This is a genomic window from Mesoflavibacter sp. CH_XMU1422-2 (assembly GCF_037029245.1).
GTDB classification, from domain to species: domain Bacteria; phylum Bacteroidota; class Bacteroidia; order Flavobacteriales; family Flavobacteriaceae; genus Mesoflavibacter; species Mesoflavibacter zeaxanthinifaciens.
The window spans coordinates 21,034-44,977 of sequence record NZ_JAYMEE010000060.1 but is presented as its reverse complement, the minus strand read 5'-3'; the positions used below and the strand labels follow the sequence as shown (position 1 = coordinate 44,977).

36 protein-coding genes are annotated in these 23,944 nt (G+C 32.1%); 2 read left to right on the top strand and 34 right to left on the bottom strand.

Annotated elements, in window-relative coordinates:
* The first annotated feature begins 3 nt into the window (after positions 1–3).
* Both WA340_RS09095 and WA340_RS09090 read left to right on the top strand, forming a co-directional pair.
* Positions 4–897 carry a FecR family protein gene (locus tag WA340_RS09095; RefSeq protein ID WP_336128607.1) on the top strand — a complete coding sequence of 298 codons (894 nt, stop codon included), beginning with the start codon at positions 4–6 and terminating at the stop codon, positions 895–897.
* Entirely contained in the window at positions 890–3,175 is a 2,286-nt protein-coding gene (locus tag WA340_RS09090) for a TonB-dependent receptor plug domain-containing protein (RefSeq protein WP_336128606.1), read from the top strand. The genes WA340_RS09095 and WA340_RS09090 overlap by 8 nt, the downstream gene beginning before the upstream one ends.
* Before the next feature lie 63 nt (positions 3,176–3,238).
* Here WA340_RS09090 and WA340_RS09085 read toward each other — a convergent pair whose 3' ends face one another.
* From WA340_RS09085 to rpsJ, 34 genes are all read right to left on the bottom strand, one after another.
* The gene (locus WA340_RS09085) at positions 3,239–4,540 is read right to left on the bottom strand and encodes a hypothetical protein (protein ID WP_336128605.1); all 1,302 of its coding nucleotides are present in this window, start codon (positions 4,538–4,540) and stop codon (positions 3,239–3,241) included.
* A gap of 61 nt (positions 4,541–4,601) precedes the next feature.
* Positions 4,602–5,516, bottom strand: a complete 915-nt coding sequence (locus tag WA340_RS09080; RefSeq protein ID WP_336128604.1) for a dimethylarginine dimethylaminohydrolase family protein — start codon at positions 5,514–5,516, stop codon at positions 4,602–4,604.
* 64 nt (positions 5,517–5,580) lie between these two features.
* Complete coding sequence (locus WA340_RS09075; RefSeq protein WP_106676765.1) at positions 5,581–6,867, bottom strand: citrate synthase; 1,287 nt, start codon at positions 6,865–6,867, stop codon at positions 5,581–5,583.
* A 174-nt stretch (positions 6,868–7,041) separates the two neighbouring features.
* Positions 7,042–8,334: a phosphopyruvate hydratase gene (gene eno, locus WA340_RS09070; protein WP_336128602.1), complete on the bottom strand. Its 1,293-nt coding sequence runs from the start codon at positions 8,332–8,334 to the stop codon at positions 7,042–7,044.
* 146 nt (positions 8,335–8,480) lie between these two features.
* On the bottom strand, positions 8,481–9,587 hold the full coding sequence (gene carA / locus WA340_RS09065; protein WP_336128600.1) for a glutamine-hydrolyzing carbamoyl-phosphate synthase small subunit: 1,107 nt from the start codon (positions 9,585–9,587) through the stop codon (positions 8,481–8,483).
* Positions 9,588–9,674: 87 nt separating this feature from the next.
* Positions 9,675–10,145, bottom strand: coding sequence for a 50S ribosomal protein L17 (gene rplQ, locus WA340_RS09060; RefSeq protein ID WP_304141998.1), 471 nt, complete (start codon positions 10,143–10,145; stop codon positions 9,675–9,677).
* A gap of 60 nt (positions 10,146–10,205) precedes the next feature.
* Positions 10,206–11,198, bottom strand: coding sequence for a DNA-directed RNA polymerase subunit alpha (locus WA340_RS09055; RefSeq protein ID WP_027880189.1), 993 nt, complete (start codon positions 11,196–11,198; stop codon positions 10,206–10,208).
* Between the two features lie 93 nt (positions 11,199–11,291).
* The gene (gene rpsD, locus WA340_RS09050; protein ID WP_027880190.1) at positions 11,292–11,897 is read right to left on the bottom strand and encodes a 30S ribosomal protein S4; all 606 of its coding nucleotides are present in this window, start codon (positions 11,895–11,897) and stop codon (positions 11,292–11,294) included.
* A 189-nt stretch (positions 11,898–12,086) separates the two neighbouring features.
* Complete coding sequence (rpsK, locus tag WA340_RS09045; RefSeq protein ID WP_336065076.1) at positions 12,087–12,479, bottom strand: 30S ribosomal protein S11; 393 nt, start codon at positions 12,477–12,479, stop codon at positions 12,087–12,089.
* A gap of 107 nt (positions 12,480–12,586) precedes the next feature.
* A complete protein-coding gene (gene rpsM, locus WA340_RS09040; protein WP_027880192.1) occupies positions 12,587–12,958 on the bottom strand; it encodes a 30S ribosomal protein S13 in 372 nt (123 codons plus the stop codon).
* Positions 12,959–12,960: 2 nt separating this feature from the next.
* The gene (ykgO, locus tag WA340_RS09035; protein ID WP_010519235.1) at positions 12,961–13,077 is read right to left on the bottom strand and encodes a type B 50S ribosomal protein L36; all 117 of its coding nucleotides are present in this window, start codon (positions 13,075–13,077) and stop codon (positions 12,961–12,963) included.
* Positions 13,078–13,081: 4 nt separating this feature from the next.
* On the bottom strand, positions 13,082–13,297 hold the full coding sequence (gene infA, locus WA340_RS09030; protein WP_007094967.1) for a translation initiation factor IF-1: 216 nt from the start codon (positions 13,295–13,297) through the stop codon (positions 13,082–13,084).
* A gap of 10 nt (positions 13,298–13,307) precedes the next feature.
* Entirely contained in the window at positions 13,308–14,657 is a 1,350-nt protein-coding gene (gene secY, locus WA340_RS09025; protein ID WP_336128598.1) for a preprotein translocase subunit SecY, read from the bottom strand.
* Positions 14,658–14,670: 13 nt separating this feature from the next.
* A complete protein-coding gene (gene rplO, locus WA340_RS09020) occupies positions 14,671–15,123 on the bottom strand; it encodes a 50S ribosomal protein L15 (protein WP_223076185.1) in 453 nt (150 codons plus the stop codon).
* A gap of 12 nt (positions 15,124–15,135) precedes the next feature.
* Positions 15,136–15,318: a 50S ribosomal protein L30 gene (rpmD, locus tag WA340_RS09015; RefSeq protein WP_027880195.1), complete on the bottom strand. Its 183-nt coding sequence runs from the start codon at positions 15,316–15,318 to the stop codon at positions 15,136–15,138.
* Between the two features lie 11 nt (positions 15,319–15,329).
* Positions 15,330–15,854 carry a 30S ribosomal protein S5 gene (gene rpsE, locus WA340_RS09010; RefSeq protein ID WP_027880196.1) on the bottom strand — a complete coding sequence of 175 codons (525 nt, stop codon included), beginning with the start codon at positions 15,852–15,854 and terminating at the stop codon, positions 15,330–15,332.
* Between the two features lie 6 nt (positions 15,855–15,860).
* Positions 15,861–16,217, bottom strand: coding sequence for a 50S ribosomal protein L18 (gene rplR / locus WA340_RS09005; RefSeq protein ID WP_027880197.1), 357 nt, complete (start codon positions 16,215–16,217; stop codon positions 15,861–15,863).
* Positions 16,218–16,227: 10 nt separating this feature from the next.
* Positions 16,228–16,770 carry a 50S ribosomal protein L6 gene (gene rplF / locus WA340_RS09000; protein WP_027880198.1) on the bottom strand — a complete coding sequence of 181 codons (543 nt, stop codon included), beginning with the start codon at positions 16,768–16,770 and terminating at the stop codon, positions 16,228–16,230.
* Positions 16,771–16,789: 19 nt separating this feature from the next.
* Complete coding sequence (gene rpsH / locus WA340_RS08995; protein WP_027880199.1) at positions 16,790–17,188, bottom strand: 30S ribosomal protein S8; 399 nt, start codon at positions 17,186–17,188, stop codon at positions 16,790–16,792.
* Positions 17,189–17,251: 63 nt separating this feature from the next.
* Positions 17,252–17,521, bottom strand: coding sequence for a 30S ribosomal protein S14 (gene rpsN, locus WA340_RS08990; protein ID WP_027880200.1), 270 nt, complete (start codon positions 17,519–17,521; stop codon positions 17,252–17,254).
* Positions 17,522–17,524: 3 nt separating this feature from the next.
* Positions 17,525–18,076: a 50S ribosomal protein L5 gene (rplE, locus tag WA340_RS08985; protein WP_027880201.1), complete on the bottom strand. Its 552-nt coding sequence runs from the start codon at positions 18,074–18,076 to the stop codon at positions 17,525–17,527.
* Positions 18,077–18,078: 2 nt separating this feature from the next.
* Positions 18,079–18,390, bottom strand: a complete 312-nt coding sequence (rplX, locus tag WA340_RS08980) for a 50S ribosomal protein L24 (protein ID WP_336128597.1) — start codon at positions 18,388–18,390, stop codon at positions 18,079–18,081.
* 12 nt (positions 18,391–18,402) lie between these two features.
* Positions 18,403–18,771 carry a 50S ribosomal protein L14 gene (gene rplN, locus WA340_RS08975; protein ID WP_027880203.1) on the bottom strand — a complete coding sequence of 123 codons (369 nt, stop codon included), beginning with the start codon at positions 18,769–18,771 and terminating at the stop codon, positions 18,403–18,405.
* Positions 18,772–18,773: 2 nt separating this feature from the next.
* Positions 18,774–19,031, bottom strand: a complete 258-nt coding sequence (gene rpsQ, locus WA340_RS08970; protein ID WP_027880204.1) for a 30S ribosomal protein S17 — start codon at positions 19,029–19,031, stop codon at positions 18,774–18,776.
* Between the two features lie 12 nt (positions 19,032–19,043).
* Positions 19,044–19,235, bottom strand: a complete 192-nt coding sequence (gene rpmC / locus WA340_RS08965) for a 50S ribosomal protein L29 (RefSeq protein WP_027880205.1) — start codon at positions 19,233–19,235, stop codon at positions 19,044–19,046.
* A 12-nt stretch (positions 19,236–19,247) separates the two neighbouring features.
* On the bottom strand, positions 19,248–19,667 hold the full coding sequence (gene rplP, locus WA340_RS08960; protein ID WP_027880206.1) for a 50S ribosomal protein L16: 420 nt from the start codon (positions 19,665–19,667) through the stop codon (positions 19,248–19,250).
* 20 nt (positions 19,668–19,687) lie between these two features.
* On the bottom strand, positions 19,688–20,407 hold the full coding sequence (rpsC, locus tag WA340_RS08955) for a 30S ribosomal protein S3 (protein WP_027880207.1): 720 nt from the start codon (positions 20,405–20,407) through the stop codon (positions 19,688–19,690).
* Between the two features lie 7 nt (positions 20,408–20,414).
* Positions 20,415–20,822 carry a 50S ribosomal protein L22 gene (gene rplV / locus WA340_RS08950; protein WP_027880208.1) on the bottom strand — a complete coding sequence of 136 codons (408 nt, stop codon included), beginning with the start codon at positions 20,820–20,822 and terminating at the stop codon, positions 20,415–20,417.
* 3 nt (positions 20,823–20,825) lie between these two features.
* A complete protein-coding gene (gene rpsS / locus WA340_RS08945) occupies positions 20,826–21,104 on the bottom strand; it encodes a 30S ribosomal protein S19 (protein WP_027880209.1) in 279 nt (92 codons plus the stop codon).
* Positions 21,105–21,110: 6 nt separating this feature from the next.
* Positions 21,111–21,935, bottom strand: a complete 825-nt coding sequence (gene rplB, locus WA340_RS08940) for a 50S ribosomal protein L2 (RefSeq protein ID WP_027880210.1) — start codon at positions 21,933–21,935, stop codon at positions 21,111–21,113.
* A gap of 10 nt (positions 21,936–21,945) precedes the next feature.
* Positions 21,946–22,236, bottom strand: a complete 291-nt coding sequence (gene rplW / locus WA340_RS08935) for a 50S ribosomal protein L23 (protein ID WP_027880211.1) — start codon at positions 22,234–22,236, stop codon at positions 21,946–21,948.
* Positions 22,237–22,244: 8 nt separating this feature from the next.
* A complete protein-coding gene (gene rplD / locus WA340_RS08930; RefSeq protein WP_106676759.1) occupies positions 22,245–22,874 on the bottom strand; it encodes a 50S ribosomal protein L4 in 630 nt (209 codons plus the stop codon).
* Positions 22,874–23,491 (bottom strand): 50S ribosomal protein L3, encoded by a 618-nt coding sequence (gene rplC / locus WA340_RS08925; protein WP_027880213.1) that lies wholly within the window; start codon positions 23,489–23,491, stop codon positions 22,874–22,876. Before rplC ends, rplD begins: the two co-directional genes overlap by 1 nt.
* A 147-nt stretch (positions 23,492–23,638) precedes the next feature.
* Positions 23,639–23,944 carry a 30S ribosomal protein S10 gene (rpsJ, locus tag WA340_RS08920; RefSeq protein WP_010181931.1) on the bottom strand — a complete coding sequence of 102 codons (306 nt, stop codon included), beginning with the start codon at positions 23,942–23,944 and terminating at the stop codon, positions 23,639–23,641.

Below are 23,944 nucleotides of genomic sequence, written 5' to 3'. Positions count from 1 at the left end.
TTTATGGAAAAAGAATATTTAATAAAAAAATGGCTAGACAATAGTTTAACTCCTAAAGAGTTAGAAGCTTTTAAAGCGCTTGAAGATTACGAAGCACTTACTAAGCTATCTAACTATTCTAAAGGTTTTAAAGCTACTGAATTTAATGAAGATGAAGCCCTAAAAATGGTACTACATAAAATAGAAACAAAAAAACAGAGCAACACCAATTGGTTACAACCTGTATTAAAAATTGCTGCTATCCTAGTTTTATGTTTTGGTGCATATTATTATACTACAACATTGGATACTACTTTTACTACAGATTTTTCAGAAAAAATTACTGTTGACTTACCAGATAATTCCAAAGTAAATTTAAATGCTTTATCAAGCATAACATTTAACAAAAGCGACTGGAAAAACAACAGAAATATAACCCTTAAAGGGGAAGCCTTTTTTGATGTTGAAAAAGGAAGCTCATTTAACGTAAACACTACAACTGGTACAGTAACAGTTTTAGGCACTGAGTTTAATGTAAAACAACGTGATAACTTTTTTGAAGTAACCTGCTACGAAGGTTTAGTGCTAGTCACTTATAAAAATAACAAAACCAAAATCAAACCAGGCGAGTCGTTTTTAGTATTAAACGATTTGGTTATTAATAATAAAACTGATTATAGCAAACCACAATGGTTATCTAATACAAGTGCATTTAAAAGTTTACCCTTAAAAGAAGTTATTGCCGAGTTTGAAAGACAGTACAACGTAAAAGTTGAAGCTAAAAACATTAATACCGACTTATTATTTACAGGTAGATTTACGCATGATAATCTTGACTTGGCTCTTAAATCAATAACTCAACCTTTACAACTTACTTACAAAAAATCTAATCAAACCATAATATTAAAGCGTGAGTAACAAGCTTAAAACTTATTCATATATAATCATATATTTTTTGTGTTTGTTTAATGGTTTTTCTCAAAACCAAAAACGACCTTTAACAGAAGTTTTATCCTTAATTGAAGCTAAACATAAAGTAAGTTTTTCTTACGCAGATAAAGATGTAAAAAAACTATTAATAGACATTTCTACAGAAAATTCTTTAGATCATATTTTAAATGAAATCTCTTTAAAAACCAATCTTCAGTTTAACAAAATTGATCAGCAATTTTATACCATAGTTAAGTATGATAAAACAGAAGACACGTCTGTACAACAGTTAGAAGAAGTTACAATTACAAATTATTTAACGTCTGGTATATCTAAAAGTAACACCGGAAGCATAAATATAAAACCAAAACAATTTGGCATTTTACCAGGTTTAATAGAAGCCGATGTGTTACAAACTATACAAGCTTTACCAGGTGTTTTAAGCGTAGACGAAACTGTATCAAACATTAATGTTAGAGGTGGTACACATGACCAAAACTTATTTCTTTATGATGGTATTAAAATGTACCAATCTGGACATTTTTTTGGATTGATTTCGGCTTTTAATCCGCAATTAACACATAAAATTTCTGTGATTAAAAACGGGAGTAGTGCCAAATATGGCGATGGTATATCAAGTATTGTAGATATGCAACTATCAGACAAAATAAGTTCTGACAGCAATATTGGTATGGGGCTTAATTTGATTAGTGCAGACGGATATGCTAAAATTCCTTTAGGCAAAAAGACTGAAATTCAAATTGCAGCAAGACGATCTGTAACAGATGTTTTATACACACCAACTTATAACAACTATTTTGATCGTGTGTTTCAGGATACCGATTTGACTAATACAGAAGATGCTGCAGTTTCTAAAGATGAACATTTTTACTTTTATGATACTGCTGTAAAATTTCTTTATGATTTAACTGAAAAAGATAAAATAAGATTCAACTTTTTAAATATTTATAACGCTTTAGATTATAATGAAGAAGCAACAATTAATACAACCAACGAAACTTTTAACAGTCAATTAAAACAGCATAACATAGCTACTGGAATAACTTACGAGCGACAATGGAATAAGAAGCTTAATACCTTTGTACAAATCTATTATTCTAATTACGACTTGGATGCAACTAACTTTGATGTTTTAAATAATCAACGCCTGATTCAAGAAAATGAAGTAGTTGATGGAGGTTTAAAGTTACATGTTAATTATAACTTAAGTCCTACTATTAATATTAATGAAGGTTTCCAATTTACAGAAGTAGGAATAAGTAACCTAGAAGATGTTAATAACCCTGTATTTAAAAGTTATATTAAACGTGTTATTAGGACGTATTCTGGTTTTGTAGAAGCTCAATTTCAATCTAAAAATAAAAATACTTCGGCTAGATTAGGAATTAGAGATAACTATTTTAAAAAATTTAATTTACATCTAGTTGAACCTAGATTACACATAAACCATAGGTTTTTAAATTATTTTAGAGCAGAAATTTCTGCTGAATATAAAAGTCAAAGCACCACTCAAATTATAGATTTACAAAAAGACTTTTTAGGTATAGAAAAACGTCGTTGGGTACTAGCAAACAACACAACAATTCCGGTTGTAAAAAGTAGACAAGCAAGCTTTGGTTTATCTTATAACAAAAATAAATTACTAGTTACTGCAGAAGCATTTATTAAACACGTAGACGGTATTACTACACGTAGTCAAGGTTTTCAAAATCAGTATCAATTTGTAAATGCAATTGGTAATTATGAAATTAAAGGTGTTGACCTTTTAGTAAATAAGCAATTTCAGAAATTTGGAGCTTGGTTAAGCTATAGCTACTCTAAAAACAATTACACTTTTGAGGATTTAAATGAAGGAGCTTCTTTCCCTAACAACTTTGACATAAATCATGTTATTGATTTTGCAGGTACTTTTACTCTAAATGATTTAAAATTAGCTTTAGGTTTAAATTGGCATTCAGGTAGACCTTTTACAACACCAAATTATGAAGACTCAAACAATAACACTATCATTTATAACTCTCCAAACAATAGTCGGTTAGATGATTATTTAAGAGCAGATTTTTCGGCAACATATCAGTTTAACTTAGGAACCAACAGAGCCATTTTAGGTGCTTCTATCTGGAATATTTTAAACAAAAAAAATACTATAAATACTTACTATACTATTAATGACGGAGAAATTTTAAAAATTGAAAATGAATCTTTACGAATAACGCCTAATGTAAGCTTTAAGATTAGATTTTAGTTTAAAAAACCACCTAAAAAAGGTGGTTTTTTATCTTTTTATATAACTATAATTTATTACAAATTATAATATGTTGTAAGTCGCTATTAATGAAACACCTCCTTTAATATCTGATTGGAACTCATCATTTACCTTATGTTTTTTAGAAAGATAGTAATTAATTGCCAATGACATTTTTTTATTATACTCACATCCTATACCAATAAAAAAGCTTGAATTTTTTTTGGTTTCATTTTCTTTTGAAAGAATCGAGTAATTGTAATCTTGAAGAAACGTTGATTCTAGTATTAATTCTTGATTATATTCTGAACTCAAAACAAAATTTCTGACATAAGCAACTTGAAGGAAAAGGTTTAGTTTATCGTTAAGTAAAATATAATTTCTTAAACCAATTGGTAGCTCTATGAAAGAGTAAGATAGATTTGATCTATAGGAAAAATCTATTAATCCATCTTCTTGAGTAAAATACTCCTCAAATTTTGTATTAGAAATATTTTGATAGTTAGGTGCTATAAAAACACTCCATTTATTTCTTTGAATAGGTAAGACAATTTCTGCTTCAACACCAAAAGCAATACTTGATCCTCCTTCAAAATTGACATTTCTTTCAGAGGTTTTTGTTACACTATAATCATCAAGACCTGTACTTGGTGCTAATCCATATTCATATTTATAAGTATAATTATTTGATATTTTTGAATATGTACTTAATCCTCCTAATGCTTTTAATCTATAAATAGTTTTTGTTCTTTTTTTGTATATCTGATTAAATTCTTGATCTATACATTTATTATATTTTTCGAAAAGATTTACTAATGCATCATTTCTATAATTCAACTTTGTAAATGTCTTCATTGTAAAATTATCGCATAATAAAACTTCATAAAGTTTCTTTTTATAGTCATGAGTTTCTACAACCTTATTTTTTTCTTTTAAATATTTTGTATGACTTAAATATTCCGGAGCTTGTCCTTCTATACTATAAAAAAAATAATCTTCTTCGTTTTGATACTTATAAAGAGATGCTTTACCGATCAATAGTACTTTTAAAAAAATATAATTATCTATTCTTTTAATAATTTTATTCTCAAGGTCTTTTAAATCTTGAGTTAAAAGATGTTTAATATAATATTGGTCTGTATCATAAACCCTAAATTCTTTTACAGAACTAATAGATTTTTGTTGAGAATTTGACGATTCGTTTAATTTATAAATAAACTTATCTGGACTGTTAGACCAATCTAAATTTCTTATTAAACATTCTGTTTTATTATCATTTTCATCTATAAAATATCCTCTTTCATAAGTAATTTGAGCTTTTACGGATACAGTTAATAAAAATAATAATAATGTAAGTTTTTTCATGGTTTGAATTTATTGATTAAAAATTCAAAATTAAAGAAATATCTTACAGTTACAAATAAAATTAGTCTCTTATTAATGGCATTGTACTACAACGTAGTAAACCTTCTTGTTTGGCTATTTCTGCGTAAGGGACTTCTTCTACAGTAAAACCTTGTTCTCTAAGCCAAGTATTTAAACGTGTAAAGTTTTTTTCTGAAATGATAACATCTTCTGAAATTGAAAAAATGTTGCTATTCATATTGTACATTTCTTCTTTAGAAATAATAAAGCAGTTTTCTTTTCCGAAGAAATTTAGTAACCATTCAAATTCAGTTTCATCTCTAAATCCTTCTTTATGTAAGATCGCTTTATCTGTTCCTATGGGTTGGAAACAACAGTCTAAATGCAGCGCATTATCGTAAGGGTTAGTTTGAGATTTATTTAAGTCAAAACTCTTTACTTTTTTATAAGGAAATTTTTCTTTGATATAATTTACACCTGCTTCATTAGTTCTTGCAACTATATAATCTGAATAATCTTCTCCTCTGTAAGTCCCGATAAAAATATAGTCGTTCCAAAGCATGACATCTCCACCTTCTATATGAGCTTCTTCTGGTGGACGTATTACTTTATTTGGATCTATTTGATCTATTACATATTGTACTGCTTCTAATTCGTTTTCACGGTCAGGAAGAATATTTGCTTTAACAAACACATCGTCTATTACAAAAGCTATATCTCTAGCAAATATTTGGTTACAATTCTCTATTATTTCTGGTCTAAATACTTTTACATCATATTTTTCAAAAACTTTTGCGACAGCTTCCATTTCTTTTACCATATCTTCTTCAACTGGATATGTTCCTGCTTTAATATGCTCTAAAGATTTAGGGTCGTAAGCTTCTTCTATTTTTGGTGTTGGACCATTATTTTTTGCGGTGCCTAAAACTACAGCTCGAAGCCGAGATGTTTCGTTTTTTACGTTTAATTGTAGCATAAATTAAATATATAAAAAAGCTTCATAAATAATTATGAAGCTTGTTTTAAAAGTTATATTAGTTTTATCTTTCGTTAATAGATTTAAATTCTCTGTGGTTTTCACCAATGTAAATTTGTCTTGGACGTCCAATTGGTTCTTTACGTAAACGCATTTCTCTCCATTGTGCAATCCAACCTGGTAAACGTCCTAAAGCAAACATTACTGTAAACATTTCTACAGGTATGCCCATTGCTCTATAGATAATTCCTGAATAGAAATCTACGTTTGGATATAACTTACGTTTTACAAAGTAGTCATCGCTTAATGCTTCTTCAGCTAATCCTTTTGCAATATCTAATACAGGATCTTCTACACCTAAGTCTCCTAAAACTTCGTCTGCAGCTTTTTTGATGATTTTTGCTCTTGGATCAAAGTTTTTATAAACACGGTGACCAAAGCCCATTAAACGGAAAGGGTCTTCTTTGTCTTTTGCCTTAGCCATGTATTTTTTTGTATCACCACCATCTTCTTTAATTCCTTCTAGCATTTCTAAAACAGCTTGATTTGCTCCACCGTGAAGTGGTCCCCAAAGTGCAGATATACCAGCTGATAAAGATGCAAATAAACCTGCGTGAGAAGAACCTACAATTCTAACTGTAGATGTTGAACAATTCTGCTCATGGTCTGCATGTAAGATTAATAACTTATCTAATGCATTGATTAAAATATCATTTTGCTCATATGGTTTGTTAGGTTTTTCAAACATCATTTTTAAAATGTTTTCTACGTAACCTAAATCTTCACTACCATAATTTAATGGCAATCCTTGTTTTTTACGCATTGTCCATGCTACAAGCACAGGAAATTTACCTAAGATTTTAACAATAGCATTGTACATATCATCTTCTGAATCTACATTTACAGAAGAAGGATTAAACGCTGTTAAAGCACTTGTTAAAGATGCTAAAACACCCATAGGATGAGCTGTCTTAGGAAAAGCATCTAATATTTTCTTTATATCATCATCTACTACAGATTCTTTCTTAATATCTGAATGAAATTTATCTAACTGCTCTTGTGTTGGTAAATTACCAAAAATTAGTAAGTAAGCAACTTCTAAAAAGTCTGCTTTTTCTGCAAGATCTTCTATAGCATAACCTCTATATCTTAATACACCTTCTTCACCATTTAGAAATGTAATAGCACTTTCGCAAGAACCAGTATTTTTGTATCCTGGGTCTATTGTTGTAACGCCACCGGTTACACCTCTAAGTGTTTTAATATCTATTCCTATTTCATTTTCTGTACCTACAATTAATGGAAATTCGTGTTTTTCACCATTAATCTCTAGAATTGCTGTATTTGACATATATAATATTTGTATAATTTAGTTAAAATAAGTGCTGTAAAAGTACGAAAACTAAGCCGTTTTTTAAAGCGTATTAACATGGATTTTGCTATATTGATATAGTTATTTATTATCAAAAAAAAACTCTCATCATTTTAGATGAGAGTTTTCTATAGTTTTTATGAGGAAAAGTAATTATTTATTTACTTTAAAAGCCTTTTCTTTTGGATAATAAGCTACATCTCCTAGCTCTTCTTCTATGCGAAGTAATTGATTGTATTTAGCCATACGATCACTTCGAGATGCTGATCCTGTTTTAATTTGACCACAGTTTAATGCAACTGCTAAATCAGCAATTGTGTTATCTTCTGTTTCTCCTGATCTGTGAGACATTACTGAAGTATAACCAGCATTATGAGCCATATTTACAGCTGCAATAGTTTCGGTTAAAGTACCAATTTGGTTTACTTTAATTAAAATTGAATTGGCTATATCTTGGTCAATTCCTCTAGATAAACGTTCTACATTTGTTACATATAAATCGTCACCAACTAATTGTACTTTATCTCCAATTTTTTCAGTTAAATACTTCCAACCTTCCCAATCATTTTCGTCCATACCATCTTCTATAGAAATAATTGGATATTTGCCTGCTAATTCTGCTAAGTAATCTGCTTGCTCTTGGCTTGTTCTTACTTTTCCTGTTTCACCTTCAAATTTTGAGTAATCGTATTTTCCATCTACATAAAATTCCGCAGCAGCACAATCTAATGCAATCATTACATCATCTCCTAAATTATAACCTGCATTTTTAACAGCTTTTGCAATAGTGTCTAATGCATCTTCTGTACCGTCTAGTGTTGGAGCAAAACCTCCTTCATCTCCTACTGCAGTGCTTAAGTTTCTGTCGTGTAAAACTTTTTTAAGATTATGGAATATTTCTGTTCCCATTTGTAATGCATGTGAAAAGTTTTTTGCTTTTACAGGCATAACCATAAACTCTTGAAATGCGATAGGAGCATCACTATGTGATCCACCGTTAATGATATTCATCATTGGAACAGGTAAAGTATTTGCACTAACACCACCAACGTATCTGTAAAGAGGCATACCTAATTCTGCTGCTGCTGCTTTTGCTACTGCTAAAGACACACCTAAAATAGCGTTTGCACCTAATTTAGATTTATTTGGTGTACCATCTATTTTACACATTAATGTGTCAATATAATTTTGTTCAAAAACGTTAACACCAAGCAGTTCTTCTACTAAAATATTATTAACATTATCTACTGCTTTAGTTACACCTTTACCCATATATTTATCGCCACCATCTCTAAGCTCTACCGCTTCATGTTCTCCAGTTGAAGCACCAGAAGGAACTGCTGCTCTACCTAAAAATCCATTTTCTGTTTCAACATCTACTTCTACTGTTGGATTTCCTCTTGAATCAAAAATTTGTCTTGCGTGAACATTAATTATAATACTCATATATTTAATTTTTAGTTAATTATCTTCAAATTTAAGGTTAAAATCTCACTATAAACAGCTTTAAAGTAAGAAATACATAAAATTTAATCTATATCGTTTTAGTAAAAGAAATAAGGCAACGAAATTTAATATTCGTTGCCTTTTTTTTATTTGTTTGATTTTATATTTTCTATGAATTGATCAAAAAGATATGTAGAGTCATTTGGTCCTGGACTAGCTTCTGGATGATACTGTACAGAGAAAACATTTTTAGATTTCATTTTTAAACCTGCTACTGTATTGTCATTAAGATGTACATGTGTAATTTCTAAGTCTGGATGCGCTTCTGCTTCTTCTCTGTTTACTGCAAAACCATGGTTTTGAGATGTTATTTCTCCTTTACCAGTTTCTAGGTTCATAATAGGGTGATTTATACCTCTATGACCGTGATGCATTTTGTAAGTAGAAATTCCGTTAGCTAAAGCGATAACTTGGTGACCTAAACAAATTCCAAATAAAGGGAGATTTTTATCTATAATTTGTTTTGCTACTTCAATAGCTCCTTTTAAAGGTTCTGGATCACCAGGACCATTTGATAAAAAATAGCCATCAGGATTCCAATCACTCATATCTTTAAAAGTACTATCAAAAGGGAAGACTTTTATATATGCGCCACGTGTTGCTAAATTACGAAGTATGTTCTTTTTTATTCCTATATCTAATGCAGCTATCTTTATAGGAGCATTTTCATCTCCTACATAATATGCTTCTTTAGTTGATACTTTAGAAGCAAGTTCTAAACCATTCATTGAAGGCACTTTTGCTAATTGCTCTTTTAAGCCTTCAACATTATCAACTTCAGTAGAAATAACTGCATTCATCGCTCCGTTTTCACGTATGTATGTAACTAATGCGCGTGTGTCTACATCAGAAATTGCTAAAAGATTATGTTTGTTTAAAAAATCTTCTAATGATCCATCTGCTTTTACTCGGGAAAAATCATAACTAAAGTTACGACAAATTAATCCTGATATTTTAATTGAGTCAGATTCAACTTCTTCATCATTAACTCCGTAATTACCAATATGCGCATTGGTTGTTACCATTAATTGTCCATAGTAAGACGGATCTGTAAATATTTCTTGATAACCAGTCATGCCGGTATTAAAACATACTTCTCCAAAAGCAGTGCCTTCTTTGCCTACTGCTTTTCCATGAAAAATTGTTCCGTCTTCTAATAAGATAAGTGCTTTTTTAAGTTTTTGATATTTCATTGTAATAATAAAGGTTTCACAAAATTGCATAAAAAAAAGGATAATCTAAAATAGATTATCCTTTATATGTTAAATGCTTATTAACATTTATTCTTCTTCGTTAGTTACTGTGTTATCAACTTTAGCTGCAGCTGGTTTAGAACCACCACGTCTACTTCTTCTTGTTGATTTTTTAGGCTTATTACCAGCGTTATAGATTTCGTTATAATCTACTAACTCGATCATAGCCATATCAGCGTTATCTCCTAGACGATTACCTAATTTGATAATACGCGTATACCCACCTGGTCTGTCTCCTACTTTAGTTGCTACTTCTCTAAATAATTCTGTAACAGCCTCTTTTTGTCTTAATCGACTAAAAACGATACGTCTATTATGAGTAGTATCTTCTTTAGCTTTAGTAATCATTGGCTCTACAAAAACTTTTAAAGCTTTTGCTTTAGCAACAGTAGTGTTGATACGCTTGTGCTCTATTAAAGAACAAGCCATGTTAGCTAACATAGATTTTCTATGTGCTGTTTTTCTACCTAAGTGGTTTATTTTTTTTCCGTGTCTCATGACATTTTTGTTTTAACCATCATCTTGCTCTACCCTTTTTGAGGAGCAAAATATGAAGTGTTAGTCTTTATCTAATTTGTATTTTGAAAGATCCATACCGAAGTTAAGACCTTTAACATTAACAAGCTCTTCAAGCTCTGTTAAAGATTTTTTACCAAAGTTACGGAACTTCATTAAATCATTTTTATTGAAAGATACCAAGTCACCTAAAGTATCTACTTCTGCAGCTTTTAAACAGTTAAGAGCACGAACAGATAAATCCATATCTACTAACTTAGTTTTAAGCAACTGTCTCATATGAAGCGATTCTTCATCATAAGTTTCAGTTTGAGCTATCTCATCAGCTTCTAAAGTAATTCTCTCGTCTGAGAATAACATAAAGTGGTGAATTAACGTTTTAGCTGCTTCTGTTAAAGCATCTTGTGGATTTATAGAACCATCTGTTTGAATCTCGAAAACTAACTTTTCATAATCAGTTTTTTGCTCTACACGATAATTTTCTATGCTGTATTTAACATTTTTAATTGGTGTATAAATCGAATCTGTAAAAATTGTTCCTATAGGAGCTGTAGCTTTTTTGTTTTCTTCAGCAGGAACATAACCTCTACCTTTTTCGATAGTGATTTCCATGTTAATATTTACTTTTGGATCTAAGTTACAGATTACTTGATCTGCGTTTAATACTTGAAATCCTGAAATAAATTTTTGAAAATCTCCAGCAACGATTTGTTCTTGTCCAGAAATTGAAATTGAAACAGACTCATTATCTACATCTTCTATTTGACGCTTAAAACGAACTTGTTTTAAGTTTAAGATAATTTCTGTTACGTCTTCAACAACACCTGGTATTGTAGAAAATTCGTGATCTACACCTTCTATTCTAACTGATGTTATTGCAAAACCTTCTAAAGATGAAAGTAAAACTCTACGTAAAGCATTACCAACTGTTAAACCATAACCTGGTTCTAATGGTCTGAATTCGAATTTACCTTCGAAATCAGTAGAATCAATCATGATTACTTTATCAGGTTTTTGAAAATTAAATACTGCCATATTGTTCTTCGTTTTAATTGTTATTTAGTTGCGCGGTTTATAAGTTTGAAGAGATACGAATAAACCCTTTGGCTAAATACCAATGTTAATTTATTATTTAGAGTATAATTCGACGATGAATTGCTCGTTAATATTTTCTGGTATTTGAATTCTTGCTGGTACAGATACAAAAGTTCCTTCTTTTTTCTCTGTATTCCAAGTAATCCATTCAAATACATTGCTTGAATTTGAAAGTGATCTTTCTATAGCTTCAAGTGATTTAGATTTTTCTCTTACTGCAACAACATCTCCTGCTTTTAATTGGTATGAAGGAATATTTACTACTTCACCATTAACAGTAATATGTCTGTGAGAAACTAATTGTCTCGCTCCTCTTCTTGAAGGAGAGATACCCATTCTAAATACAACGTTATCTAATCTAGACTCACACAATTGTAATAAAACTTCACCTGTAATTCCAGGTGCTGCTGTTGCTCTTTTAAACATGTTTCTGAATTGCTTTTCTAAAATACCATAAGTATATTTAGCTTTTTGCTTTTCCATTAATTGGATTGCATATTCAGATTTTTTACCACGTCTTTTGTTTGCTCCATGTTGTCCTGGAGGGTAATTTCTTTTTTCGAAAGCTTTATCGTCTCCGAAGATAGCTTCGCCAAATTTACGAGCTATTTTAGTTTTAGGACCAGTATATCTTGCCATTTTTAAATTAATTAAAGAGTGATTATGAATTAAGGTCTTAATCTTATCCTTCGATAATCGTTAATCTCTTGTTATACTTGTTTATTAAATTTTTCAGTTTGCAAATTTATGCAAAAAATTAATACCATCTGTAAAACAGATGATATTAATTTTATAATGTATTTTAATGACGTAAAAGGTTTTACGTTATTAAACTCTTCTTCTTTTAGGAGGACGACATCCGTTGTGTGGTAATGGAGTAACATCTACGATTTCGGTTACTTCGATACCTGCATTGTGAATAGAACGGATAGCAGATTCTCTACCATTACCAGGACCTTTCACATAAACTTTCACCTTTTTTAAACCAGCCTCTTTAGCTACACCTGAAGCATCTTCTGCTGCTAATTGCGCTGCATAAGGAGTATTTTTTTTAGATCCTCTAAAGCCCATCTTACCTGCAGATGACCATGAAATTACGTCACCTTTTTTGTTTGTAAGTGAGATAATGATGTTGTTAAAAGAAGCTGTGATGTGTGCTTCTCCTACAGCATCAATAATAACTTTACGTTTTTTTGTACTTTTAGCGTTTGTCTTTGCCATATTATTATTGTTCTTTGTTTTTAGTTAATAGTCGCTAGAATCCTAAACCTTTTATAATTTCAAACAGATTCCTTCCAACGTCTAAATACTAAAGACCAAATTGTTTATTAGCTTGCTTTTTTCTTGTTAGCAACTGTTTTTCTTCTACCTTTTCTAGTTCTAGAGTTGTTTTTAGTACGTTGTCCTCTTAAAGGAAGACCTGCTCTATGACGTATACCTCTGTAACATCCTATATCCATTAATCGCTTAATGTTTAATTGAGTTTCAGAACGTAATTCACCTTCAATAGTATAGTTACCAACAGCATCACGGATTGCTCCGATTTGATCATCTGTCCAGTCTTGTACTTTGATGCTTTCGTCTACTTTAGCAGCTGCTAAAATTTCTTTTGCTCTACTTTTACCTACTCCGTAGATATAAGTTAAAGAGATTACTCCTCTTTTCTGTTTTGGTATGTCTACTCCTGCAATTCTTGCCATAATTACCCTTGTCTTTGTTTGAATCTAGGATTCTTTTTATTAATGACGTAAAGTCTACCTTTTCTGCGCACTATTTTACAATCTGCGCTTCTTTTTTTAATTGATGCTCTTACTTTCATCGTATTAGTATCTATAAGTTATACGAGCCTTAGTTAAATCGTAAGGACTCATTTCTAATTTTACTTTATCTCCTGGTAAAAGTTTAATGTAATGCATACGCATTTTACCAGAAATATGCGCAGTCACAATGTGACCATTTTCTAATTCTACTCGGAACATAGCATTAGATAATGCTTCTATAATTGTTCCGTCTTGTTCTATTGCTGCTTGTTTTGCCATGTTAAAAATATTAAGCTACTGCTTTTCTGTTTTTACCTGTTTTCATCAAGCCATCGTAATGTCTATTTAACAAGTAAGAGTTTACTTGTTGCATAGTATCGATTGCAACTCCAACCATAATTAATAATGATGTACCTCCAAAAAATAATGCCCATCCTTGTTGTACACCCATTAACTTAACTATAAATGCTGGGAACACAGCTATTAAAGCTAAGAATATTGAACCTGGTAACGTTATTTGAGACATTATCTTGTCTAGGTACTCTGATGTTTCTGATCCTGGACGAATACCTGGTATAAAACCACCGCTTCGTTTTAAATCATCAGCCATTTTGTTTGTAGGTACTGTAATTGCAGTATAAAAATATGTGAATATAATTATTAATAATGCAAATACTAAATTGTACCAAAAACCAAATATATCAGAGAAATTTGTTTGTAGCCACAAACCTGCTGATGTATCTTCTAAGAAAGAAGATTTACCAATAAGACCTGGAACAAACATAATTGCTTGAGCAAAAATGATAGGCATTACACCTGAAGCGTTAAGCTTTAATGGAATGTATTGTCTTGATCCAAATACATTCTTTTCATAACCACCAGATGCTGTTCTTCTTGCATATTGTACAGCAATTTTACGTACAGCCATTACTAATAAGATTGACAATAAAATGATAGCAAACCAAATAACAACTTCAAATAAAATCATCATTACGTTGTTACCATCTGCCATTCTTGAATCAGCATTTTGTAAAAATGCTTTCGGTAAGGTAGCAATAATACCAACCATAATTAATAATGAAATACCATTACCAATTCCTTTGTCAGTTATTTTTTCTCCTAACCACATTGCAAAAATTGTACCTGTAACTAAGATTACTATAGAAGAAACATAAAACATTCCTCCTTGTCCTAATAAAAATGCTGAATTTGGAATACCAAACACTGGACCTAAACTAGCTAAATAACCTGGTGCTTGTACTAGACAGATTGCTATAGTTAACCATCTTGTTATTTGCGTTATTTTCTTTTGTCCGCTTGCACCTTCTTTTTGTAGCTTTTGTAAGTATGGAATAGCTATTCCCATTAATTGAACTACAATAGAGGCTGAAATGTAAGGCATGATTCCTAGAGCAAAAACTGAAGCATTAGCAAAAGCTCCACCAGTAAAGGCATTTAATAATCCAAATAAACCTTCACTAGTTTCAGTTTGTAAGTTAGATAACTGAGCAGCATCTATACCTGGTAATACCACTTGTGCTCCAAATCTGTAAACTAATAACAGACCAACAGTAACGATGATTCTGTTTCTTAGTTCTTCGATTTTCCAAACATTTTTTAATGTCTCTATAAATTTCATGCGTCTATAATTCTTATAAAGTTACAGCTTCTCCTCCTGCAGCTTCGATAGCAGCTTTAGCTGTAGCAGTAAATTTATGAGCTGTTACGTTTAACTTTGATTTTAATTCACCTCTTCCTAAGATTTTAACTAATTCGTTTTTACCAACTAGTCCTAAACTTACAAGTGTTTCAAAATCTAAAGTATCCTTAATTTTCTTATCGTCAACTAATTGTTGGATAGTGTCAAGGTTAACTCCTTGATACTCTTTACGATTTATATTAGTGAAGCCAAACTTAGGCACTCTACGTTGGATTGGCATTTGCCCTCCTTCGAAACCTACTTTTTTAGAGTATCCTGATCTAGATTTAGCTCCTTTGTGTCCACGTGTTGCAGTACCACCCTTACCAGAACCTTGACCTCTACCTACTCTTTTTCCTTGACCTTTAACTGAACCTTCTGCAGGTTTTAAATTACTTAAATCCATTTTTCAGTATTATTATTTAATTTCTTCTACAGAAACTAAGTGATTTACTTTTGCTACCATTCCTAAGATATTAGGAGTAGCCTCGTGCTCTACAACTTGCCCAATCTTTTTAAGACCAAGAGCTTCTAAAGTTCTCTTTTGTCTTTGAGTTCTATTGATTGCGCTTTTAACTTTTTTTACTTTTATCTTAGACATTTCTGTTTTGATTAACCGTTAAAAACTTTTTCTAAAGAGATTCCTCTTTCACGAGCAATCGATTGTGGGTCTCTTAATTGTAATAAAGCATCAAAAGTAGCTTTTACTACATTGTGTGGGTTTGATGATCCTTGAGACTTAGATAATACATCGTGTACACCTACTGCTTCTAAAACTGTTCTAACAGCTCCTCCAGCAATTACTCCTGTACCAGGAGCTGCAGGTATAATGTTTACTCTTGCACCACCATATTTACCTTTTTGTTCGTGAGGTAATGTTCCTTTTGATATAGGTATACGTACTAAATTTTTCTTAGCATCTTCTATTGCTTTTGCTATTGCACTAGCAACATCTTTTGATTTACCTAGACCATGTCCTACTACACCTGCTTCATCACCAACCACAACGATTGCTGAAAATCCAAATGCTCTACCTCCTTTAGTTACTTTAGTAACTCTTTGTACTCCAACTAAACGATCTTTAAGATCTAATCCACTTGGTTTTACTAACTCTGCGCTTTTGTATTTTTGATACATAATTTCTTAGAATTTAAGTCCTCCTTCTCTAGCTCCTTCAGCTAATGATTTTACTCTTCCGTGATATAAATAACCACCTCTATCAAAAGAAATAGTTTCAACACCAGCCTTTAAGGCTTTTTCAGCGATAGACTTACCTACTAATGCAGCTATTTCTACTTTATTACCTTTTGAAGAACTAATATCTTTATCTCTTGAAGATGCAGCTACTAGTGTTTTACCTGTAACGTCATCTACTATTTGAGCATAAATTTCTTTATTACTTCTGAAAACAGATAATCTCGGTCTTGCTTCTGTGCCAGAAACAATCTTACGAATTCTGCTTTTTATTCTTGATCTTCTTTGTGATTTTGTTAACGCCATAACTAAATTATTATGCTGATTTACCAGCTTTTCTTCTTAATTCTTCTCCAACAAACTTAATACCTTTTCCTTTGTATGGTTCAGGCTTTCTAAATCCTCTGATCTTAGCAGCTACTTGACCTACTAATTGTTTATCAAAAGATGAAAGTTTTATGATTGGATTTTTACCTTTTTCAGAAACTGTTTCAACTTTAATTTCTGGTGCTAAACTCATCACTATATTGTGAGAAAAACCTAAGGCTAATTCTAAAACATTACCTTGGTTACTTGCTCTGTATCCTACTCCGACTAACTCTAGTTCTTTAGTCCAACCTTTAGATACACCTTCAATCATATTATTGATTAAAGAACGGTATAAACCGTGCTTAGCTTTATGTTGCTTAGTTTCTGCAGAACGTGTTACTAATACGTTTCCTTCTTCTACTTTTACTTCTACAGTATCAAAATCTTGAGTTAATTCCCCTAATTTTCCTTTTACCGTAATTGTATTATCTTTTACTGTTACAGTTACTCCTTCTGGAATGGCAACTGGATTATTTCCTATTCTTGACATTTTCTTTCTGGATTTTTAATTAGTAAACGTAACATAAAACTTCGCCACCTACATTCTCTCTTTGGGCTTGCTTACCTGTCATTACTCCGTGAGAAGTAGAAACAATTGCAATACCTAAACCGTTAAGAATTCTTGGCATTTCTTTAGAACCTGAGTACTTACGTAAACCAGGTTTACTAATTCTTTGAATTTTTCTAATTACTGGCTCTTTTGTCTCTTTATTATACTTAAGAGCTATCTTAATAGTTCCTTGTACTGAAGAGTCATCAAATTTATAACTTAAAATATATCCTTGATCGAATAAAATTTTAGTTATATCCTTTTTTAAATTTGAAGCAGGGATTTCAACTACTCTATGATTAGCACGCACAGCGTTTCTAATTCTAGTTAAATAATCTGCTATTGGATCTGTATACATATGTATTAATTTGCGGACTTGGTTTTTGCACTATTGCAAACCTTAATCCAATTTATAATAATTTTACCAACTTGCTTTTTTAACACCTGGTATTAAACCTTTGTTTGCCATTTCTCTAAACATTACACGAGAGATACCAAAAGTACGCATGTATCCTTTTGGTCTTCCTGTAAGTTTACATCTATTGTGCATACGAACCGGAGAGGCATTTTTAGGTAACTTCTGTAATGCTTCGTAATCTCCAGCTTCTTTTAAAGCTTTACGTTTCTCAGCATATTTAGCTACTGTTTTTGCTCTTTTAACCTCACGGGCTTTCATTGATTCTTTAGCCATAATTTAGTTTTTTTGAAAAGGCAATCCTAATTCTGTTAATAATGATTTTGCTTCTTTATCAGTTTCAGCAGAAGTTACAAATGTAATATCCATTCCGTCAATTTTATTAACTTTATCGATATTTATTTCTGGAAATATAATTTGTTCAGTAACTCCTAGGTTGTAGTTACCTCTTCCGTCAAAACCTGTAGCTTTAATTCCGTTAAAATCTCTTACACGTGGTAACGCTGTAGTGATTAAACGATCTAAAAACTCATACATTCTTTCTCCACGTAAAGTAACTTTTGCTCCGATTGGCATTCCTTTACGTAATTTGAAAGACGCAACATCCTTTTTAGACATAGTAGCAACAGCTTTTTGACCAGTAATAGTTGTTAATTCTTCTACTGCGTGGTCTACTAATTTTTTATCTGCTACTGCAGCACCAACACCTCTAGAAAGCACTATTTTTTCTAGCTTTGGTACTTGCATAACGTTACTATATCCAAATTCTTCTGTAAGAGCTGCAATTACTTTGCTTTTATACTCTTCTTTTAGTCTCGGTGAATATCCCATAACTATAATACTTCATTAGATTTTTTAGAAAATCTTACTTTTTTATCACCTTCCATTCTATAACCTACTCTAGTTGTTTCTCCTTTAGAAGTTAACAATGATAAGTTTGAAATGTTAATTGGTGCTTCTTTTTCTACAATACCACCTTGAGGGTTTTGTGCACTTGGTTTAGTATGTTTCTTAACCATGTTCACGCCTTCTACTATAGCTTTGTTTTTTTCGATAAGCACTTTTTGTACTGTACCTTCAGATCCTTTATGATCACCTGCTATAACTTTTACGATATCTCCTGTTTTTATTTTAAGCTTTGCCATCTTATTTATCAATTAAAGCACCTCTGGTGCTAATGATACAATTTTCATGAATTGTTTATCACGAAGTTCTCTAGCTACAGGTCCAAATACACGTGTTCCTCTCATTTCTCCTGTTGGATTTAATAAAACACATGCGTTATCGTCAAATCTAATATAAGATCCATCTGGACGTCTAACTTCTTTTTTGGTACGAACAACTACTGCAGTAGAAACAGCTCCTTTTTTAACGTTTCCGTTAGGAGTTGCATCTTTTACTGAAACGACAATTTTGTCTCCTACAGAAGCATATCTTCTTTTAGTACCACCTAGAACACGAATAGTTAATACTTCTTTTGCTCCAGTGTTGTCTGCTACTTTTAATCTTGATTCTTGTTGTACCATAATTACTTCGCTCTTTCAATTATTTCAACTAATCTCCAACATTTAGATTTACTTAAAGGTCTTGTTTCCATGATCTTTACAGTATCACCAATGTTACAATCATTTGTCTCGTCGTGTGCTACGTATTTTTTAGTCTTTAATACGAACTTTCCGTACATTGGGTGTTTTACTTTTTTAACCTCAGAAACCACTATTGATTTCTGCATTTTGTTACTAGTAACTACACCTATACGCTCTTTTCTTAAATTTCTATTTTCCATCTTTAAGCAGAATTATTTTAAATCTCTTTTAGTTAATTCCGTAGCTATTCTAGCAACATCACGTCTTACTGAACGTAATTGAATAGGATTCTCTAAAGGAGAGACTGCATGAGCCATTTTTAAATCTACATAGCTCTTTTTTGTTTCACTAAGTTTCTCTTGTAACTCAGCTACAGATAATTCTTTAATTTCTGACTGTTTCATAATATTAATTAATTATGCTTCGTAATCTCTAGCGATTACAAACTTAGTTTTTACTGGTAATTTTTGAGCTGCAAGTCTTAATGCTTCTTTAGCAACGTCTAAAGGCACACCTCCAACTTCAAATAAGATTCTCCCTGGTTTAACAACAGCCGCCCAATATTCTACAGCACCTTTACCTTTACCCATACGTACTTCAAGAGGTTTCTTTGTAATAGGCTTGTCTGGAAATATTTTAATCCATAACTGCCCTTCTCTTTTCATGTAACGAGTAGCTGCAATACGAGCTGCTTCAATTTGACGTGAAGTTAGAAAGTTAGAATCTAATGATTTTATTCCAAAAGTTCCGTAAGATAATTGGTGACCTCTTCCAGAGTTACCTTTCATACGTCCCTTTTGTTGTTTTCTAAATTTTGTTCTTTTAGGCTGTAACATTTTTTCTTTGCTTTAAAAAATTACTTTCTACGACGTGATTTATTATCTCTCTTTCCACCACGACCACCTTTTCCTTGCTTCTTAGATAATCCAACAAGAGGAGAAAGCTCTCTTTTTCCATATACTTCACCTTTCATGATCCATACCTTAACACCTAGTCTACCATAAGTAGTGTGTGCTTCAACTAAAGCATAGTCAATATCGGCTCTAAAAGTTGATAAAGGAATACGTCCTTCTTTGTAATGTTCTGAACGCGCCATTTCAGCACCGTTTAAACGACCACTAATTTGAACTTTAATTCCTTCTGCATTCATACGCATTGTTGCAGCAATAGCCATTTTAATTGCTCTTCTGTAAGAAATACGATTTTCTATTTGGCGAGCAATACTTGATGCAACTAAAAACGCATCTAGTTCAGGTCTTTTTATTTCAAAAATATTAATCTGAACTTCTTTACCAGTAATTTTCTTAAGCTCTTCTTTTAACTTGTCTACCTCTTGACCACCTTTACCGATAATAATACCAGGTCTAGCAGTAGTGATAGTAACGGTTACAAGTTTAAGAGTTCTTTCGATAATTACTCTTGATACACTAGCTTTAGATAAACGAGCATAAACATACTTTCTTATCTTATCGTCTTCGGCAAGTTTATCACCATAATCGTTTCCTCCGTACCAGTTAGATTCCCATCCTCTGATAATTCCTAAGCGATTTCCGATTGGATTTGTTTTTTGTCCCATATCTATCTTAGCTTTGTGTATTATTGTTAGCTCCTACTACGATTGTTACGTGGTTTGAGCGTTTTCTTATTCTGTGTGCACGTCCTTGTGGAGCTGGTCTTAATCTTTTTAACATAGATCCACCATCAACTCTTATCTCTTGAACAAAAAGTTCAGCATCTTCTATACTAGCATCTTCATTTTTTGCTTGCCAGTTAGCTATCGCAGATAACAATAATTTTTCTAAACGATTTGAAGCTTCTTTTTGGCTAAACTTTAAAATATTAAGTGCTTTTTCTACGCGTTCACCTCTAACTAAATCAGCAACTAAACGCATTTTTCTTGGTGACGTAGGACAGTTATTAAGCTTTGCGAAAGCTACTTGCTTTTTTGCATCCTTAATAGCGTCTGCCATTTGTTTTTTACGACTTCCCATAGCTTACTTTTTTCCTTTATTTTTAGCACCAGCATGTCCTCTAAAAGATCTTGTTGGTGAAAATTCTCCTAATTTATGTCCAACCATGTTTTCTGTAACATAAACTGGAACAAACTGACGACCGTTGTGTACTGCGATTGTTTGACCAACAAAATCAGGTGTAATCATACTAGCTCTTGACCATGTTTTGATTACCGTTTTTTTGTTAGCTTCTACATTAGCAGCTACTTTCTTTTCTAATTTATAATGAACGTAAGGTCCTTTTTTTAATGATCTTGCCATGTCTTATTATTTCTTTCTACGTTCTACAATGTACTTGTTACTTGCTTTTGTTTTAGAACGGGTTCTGTAACCTTTAGCAGGTACACCGTTTCTAGAACGTGGATGTCCACCTGCAGACTTACCTTCACCACCTCCCATTGGGTGATCAACTGGGTTCATAACTACAGGTCTTGTTCTTGGACGTCTTCCTAACCATCTACTACGTCCTGCTTTACCAGAAACTAATAATTGATGATCTGAGTTAGATACAGCTCCAATTGTAGCCATACATGTAGACAAGATTAATCTAGTTTCTCCTGAAGGTAATTTGATCGTAACAAATTTACCATCCTTTGCCATTAATTGTGCAAAAGCACCAGCACTACGTGCCATAACAGCACCTTGACCAGGTCTTAACTCTACACAAGAAATAATTGTACCTAATGGTATATTAGCTAATGGCATAGCATTTCCAATTTCAGGAGATGCAGTTTCACCAGAAACAACAGTTTGCCCAACTTTTAATCCATTTTGAGCAATAATATATGCTTTTTCACCATCTTGATAGTTTAATAAAGCAATAAACGCTGTTCTGTTTGGATCGTATTGAATCGAAGCAACTTCAGCAGGAACACCTACTTTAGTTCTTTTAAAATCGATAATACGATACCTTCTTTTATGACCACCACCTTTGTAGCGCATAGTCATACGTCCTTGACTGTTTCTACCACCTGATCTTTTTTTCGGAGCTAATAAACTTTTCTCCGGCTTATCAGTAGTAACGGCGTCAAACCCGTTTACTACTCTAAATCGCTGACCTGGTGTGATTGGTTTTAATTTTCTTACTGACATTTGTCTTTAATTACATGTTAGTGTATAAATCAATCATTTCACCTTCCGCCAGTTGTACAATTGCTTTTTTCATTGCATTTGTTTTACCATGTTGAATACCAGTTTTTGTATACTTAGTATTTCTATCTGGACGGACATTTATAGTACGAACTTTTTCTACAGAAACGCCATAAGCAGCTTCTACTGCTTTTTTAATTTCTACCTTGTTCGCCTTTGTGTTCACGAAGAAACTGTAACAGTTATTTAATTCACTGTTTGCAGTTGCTTTTTCTGTGATTATAGGTTTAATTAAGATACTCATTTTGTTTCTTATTTACTTAAGTTCGACTCAATTCCTTCTAAAGAACCCTCTAAAAGGATAACTTGATTTGCATTTAGTATTTTATAAGTGTTTAACTCTGAAGTAGTTACAACTTCAGACCCTTTTAAATTACGTGACGACAAATATACATTATTATTTGACGCACCCAAGACAAACAATGATTTTTTGTCTTGTAGGTTTAATGCGTTTAAGATTGCTGTAAAGTTTTTAGTCTTTGGAGTGTCAAAATTAAAGTCTTCTAAAACTATAATTGATTTCTCGTTTGCCTTGATACTTAATGCAGACTTACGCGCTAAACGCTTTAAGTTTTTATTTAATTTAAAAGAGTAGTTTCTTGGTCTTGGTCCGAACATACGTCCTCCTCCTTTAAACACTCCTGATTTGATACTACCAGCTCTGGCAGTACCAGTACCCTTTTGCTTTTTAATTTTACGAGTACTTCCTGCAATTTCTGCTCTTTCTTTAGACTTATGCGTACCTTGTCTTTGATTTGCTAGGTATTGCTTTACATCTAAATATACAGCATGATTGTTAGGCTCTATAGCAAAAACACCATCAGAAAGGTCTGCCTTTCTTCCTGTTTCTTTTCCGTTTATATCTAAAACTGCTACTTTCATTACTTTCTGATAATTACATAAGCGTTTTTGTGTCCAGGTACACAACCTTTAACAACAAGTAAGTTCTTTTCTGGAACTACTTTTAAAACTCTTAAATTTTCAACTTTAATTGAGTCTCCACCCATACGACCTGCCATACGCATTCCTTTGAATACTCTTGCAGGATAAGATGCAGCACCAATAGATCCTGGTGCTCTTAAACGGTTATGTTGACCATGAGTAGCTTGTCCTACTCCGCCAAAACCATGACGTTTAACAACTCCTTGAAATCCTTTTCCTTTTGATGTTCCTGAAACATCAACAAACTCACCTTCTGCGAAGTGATCTACAGTGATTGCATCACCTAATTTGTACTCCTCCTCAAAACCTTTAAATTCGACAAGTTTGCGTTTTACAGAAGTACCTGCTTTTTTAGCGTGACCTAAGTCTGCTTTTGTAGCACTTTTTTCTGTCGCGTCATCGAAACCTAATTGTACAGCATTGTAGCCATCAACTTCTTCAGTTCTGACTTGGGTAACGATACATGGTCCAGCTTCGATTACTGTACATGGAATGTTTTTTCCATTTTCATCAAAGATGCTGGTCATACCGATCTTTTTTCCAATTAACCCAGACATATTTATTTATTTAGTTATTAATTTATTTATTAAAATTCAAGGCTGAAAAATACGTTTCAGCCTTGAATTGTATTTTTTACCGTTTTTCCTTCGCTCGCAGCTCCGGACATGTTTCGTTTAAATTCCTTAAACGAATTTTAATCTTACTTACACTTTGATTTCAACTTCAACTCCACTTGGTAATTCAAGCTTCATTAAAGCATCAATTGTCTTAGAAGATGAAGAGTATATATCTAATAATCTCTTGTAAGAGCTTAATTGAAATTGTTCTCTAGACTTCTTATTTACGTGTGGTGAACGTAATACAGTGAAAATCTTTTTGTGTGTTGGTAATGGAATTGGTCCAGTTACTACAGCACCAGTACTTTTTACTGTTTTTACAATCTTTTCAGCAGACTTGTCTACTAAATTGTGATCGTAAGACTTTAATTTTATTCTGATTTTTTGACTCAT

Bases quoted from the DNA above. Each gene is read 5' to 3' on its own strand.
- WA340_RS09095 (WP_336128607.1), top strand. From the start codon at position 4: ATGGAAAAAGAATATTTAATAAAAAAATGGCTAGACAATAGTTTAACT.
- WA340_RS09085 (WP_336128605.1), bottom strand. From the start codon at position 4,540: ATGAAAAAACTTACATTATTATTATTTTTATTAACTGTATCCGTAAAA.
- WA340_RS09080 (WP_336128604.1), bottom strand. From the start codon at position 5,516: ATGCTACAATTAAACGTAAAAAACGAAACATCTCGGCTTCGAGCTGTA.
- WA340_RS09075 (WP_106676765.1), bottom strand. From the start codon at position 6,867: ATGTCAAATACAGCAATTCTAGAGATTAATGGTGAAAAACACGAATTT.
- eno (WP_336128602.1), bottom strand. From the start codon at position 8,334: ATGAGTATTATAATTAATGTTCACGCAAGACAAATTTTTGATTCAAGA.
- carA (WP_336128600.1), bottom strand. From the start codon at position 9,587: ATGAAATATCAAAAACTTAAAAAAGCACTTATCTTATTAGAAGACGGA.
- rplQ (WP_304141998.1), bottom strand. From the start codon at position 10,145: ATGAGACACGGAAAAAAAATAAACCACTTAGGTAGAAAAACAGCACAT.
- WA340_RS09055 (WP_027880189.1), bottom strand. From the start codon at position 11,198: ATGGCAGTATTTAATTTTCAAAAACCTGATAAAGTAATCATGATTGAT.
- rpsD (WP_027880190.1), bottom strand. From the start codon at position 11,897: ATGGCAAGATATACTGGTCCTAAAACTAAAATAGCTCGTAAATTTGGC.
- rpsK (WP_336065076.1), bottom strand. From the start codon at position 12,479: ATGGCAAAGACAAACGCTAAAAGTACAAAAAAACGTAAAGTTATTATT.
- rpsM (WP_027880192.1), bottom strand. From the start codon at position 12,958: ATGGCAAGAATTGCAGGAGTAGACATACCAAAACAGAAAAGAGGAGTA.
- ykgO (WP_010519235.1), bottom strand. From the start codon at position 13,077: ATGAAAGTAAGAGCATCAATTAAAAAAAGAAGCGCAGATTGTAAAATA.
- infA (WP_007094967.1), bottom strand. From the start codon at position 13,297: ATGGCAAAACAAGCAGCAATAGAACAAGACGGAACAATTATAGAAGCA.
- secY (WP_336128598.1), bottom strand. From the start codon at position 14,657: ATGAAATTTATAGAGACATTAAAAAATGTTTGGAAAATCGAAGAACTA.
- rplO (WP_223076185.1), bottom strand. From the start codon at position 15,123: ATGGATTTAAGTAATTTAAAACCTGCAGAAGGTTCAGTTAAAGGTCAA.
- rpmD (WP_027880195.1), bottom strand. From the start codon at position 15,318: ATGTCTAAGATAAAAGTAAAAAAAGTTAAAAGCGCAATCAATAGAACT.
- rpsE (WP_027880196.1), bottom strand. From the start codon at position 15,854: ATGTATCAAAAATACAAAAGCGCAGAGTTAGTAAAACCAAGTGGATTA.
- rplR (WP_027880197.1), bottom strand. From the start codon at position 16,217: ATGGCGTTAACAAAATCACAAAGAAGATCAAGAATAAAAAGCAGAATT.
- rplF (WP_027880198.1), bottom strand. From the start codon at position 16,770: ATGTCAAGAATAGGAAATAATCCAGTTGCCATTCCAGAAGGAGTAACT.
- rpsH (WP_027880199.1), bottom strand. From the start codon at position 17,188: ATGTATACAGATCCAATAGCAGATTATTTAACTAGAATTAGAAACGCT.
- rpsN (WP_027880200.1), bottom strand. From the start codon at position 17,521: ATGGCTAAAGAATCAATGAAAGCCCGTGAGGTTAAAAGAGCAAAAACA.
- rplE (WP_027880201.1), bottom strand. From the start codon at position 18,076: ATGGGATATTCACCGAGACTAAAAGAAGAGTATAAAAGCAAAGTAATT.
- rplX (WP_336128597.1), bottom strand. From the start codon at position 18,390: ATGGCAAAGCTTAAAATAAAAACAGGAGATATCGTAAAAGTTATAGCA.
- rplN (WP_027880203.1), bottom strand. From the start codon at position 18,771: ATGGTACAACAAGAATCAAGATTAAAAGTAGCAGACAACACTGGAGCA.
- rpsQ (WP_027880204.1), bottom strand. From the start codon at position 19,031: ATGGAAAATAGAAATTTAAGAAAAGAGCGTATAGGTGTAGTTACTAGT.
- rpmC (WP_027880205.1), bottom strand. From the start codon at position 19,235: ATGAAACAGTCAGAAATTAAAGAATTATCTGTAGCTGAGTTACAAGAG.
- rplP (WP_027880206.1), bottom strand. From the start codon at position 19,667: ATGTTACAGCCTAAAAGAACAAAATTTAGAAAACAACAAAAGGGACGT.
- rpsC (WP_027880207.1), bottom strand. From the start codon at position 20,407: ATGGGACAAAAAACAAATCCAATCGGAAATCGCTTAGGAATTATCAGA.
- rplV (WP_027880208.1), bottom strand. From the start codon at position 20,822: ATGGGAAGTCGTAAAAAACAAATGGCAGACGCTATTAAGGATGCAAAA.
- rpsS (WP_027880209.1), bottom strand. From the start codon at position 21,104: ATGGCAAGATCATTAAAAAAAGGACCTTACGTTCATTATAAATTAGAA.
- rplB (WP_027880210.1), bottom strand. From the start codon at position 21,935: ATGTCAGTAAGAAAATTAAAACCAATCACACCAGGTCAGCGATTTAGA.
- rplW (WP_027880211.1), bottom strand. From the start codon at position 22,236: ATGAGTATCTTAATTAAACCTATAATCACAGAAAAAGCAACTGCAAAC.
- rplD (WP_106676759.1), bottom strand. From the start codon at position 22,874: ATGAAAGTAGCAGTTTTAGATATAAACGGAAAAGAAACAGGAAGAAAG.
- rplC (WP_027880213.1), bottom strand. From the start codon at position 23,491: ATGTCTGGGTTAATTGGAAAAAAGATCGGTATGACCAGCATCTTTGAT.
- rpsJ (WP_010181931.1), bottom strand. From the start codon at position 23,944: ATGAGTCAAAAAATCAGAATAAAATTAAAGTCTTACGATCACAATTTA.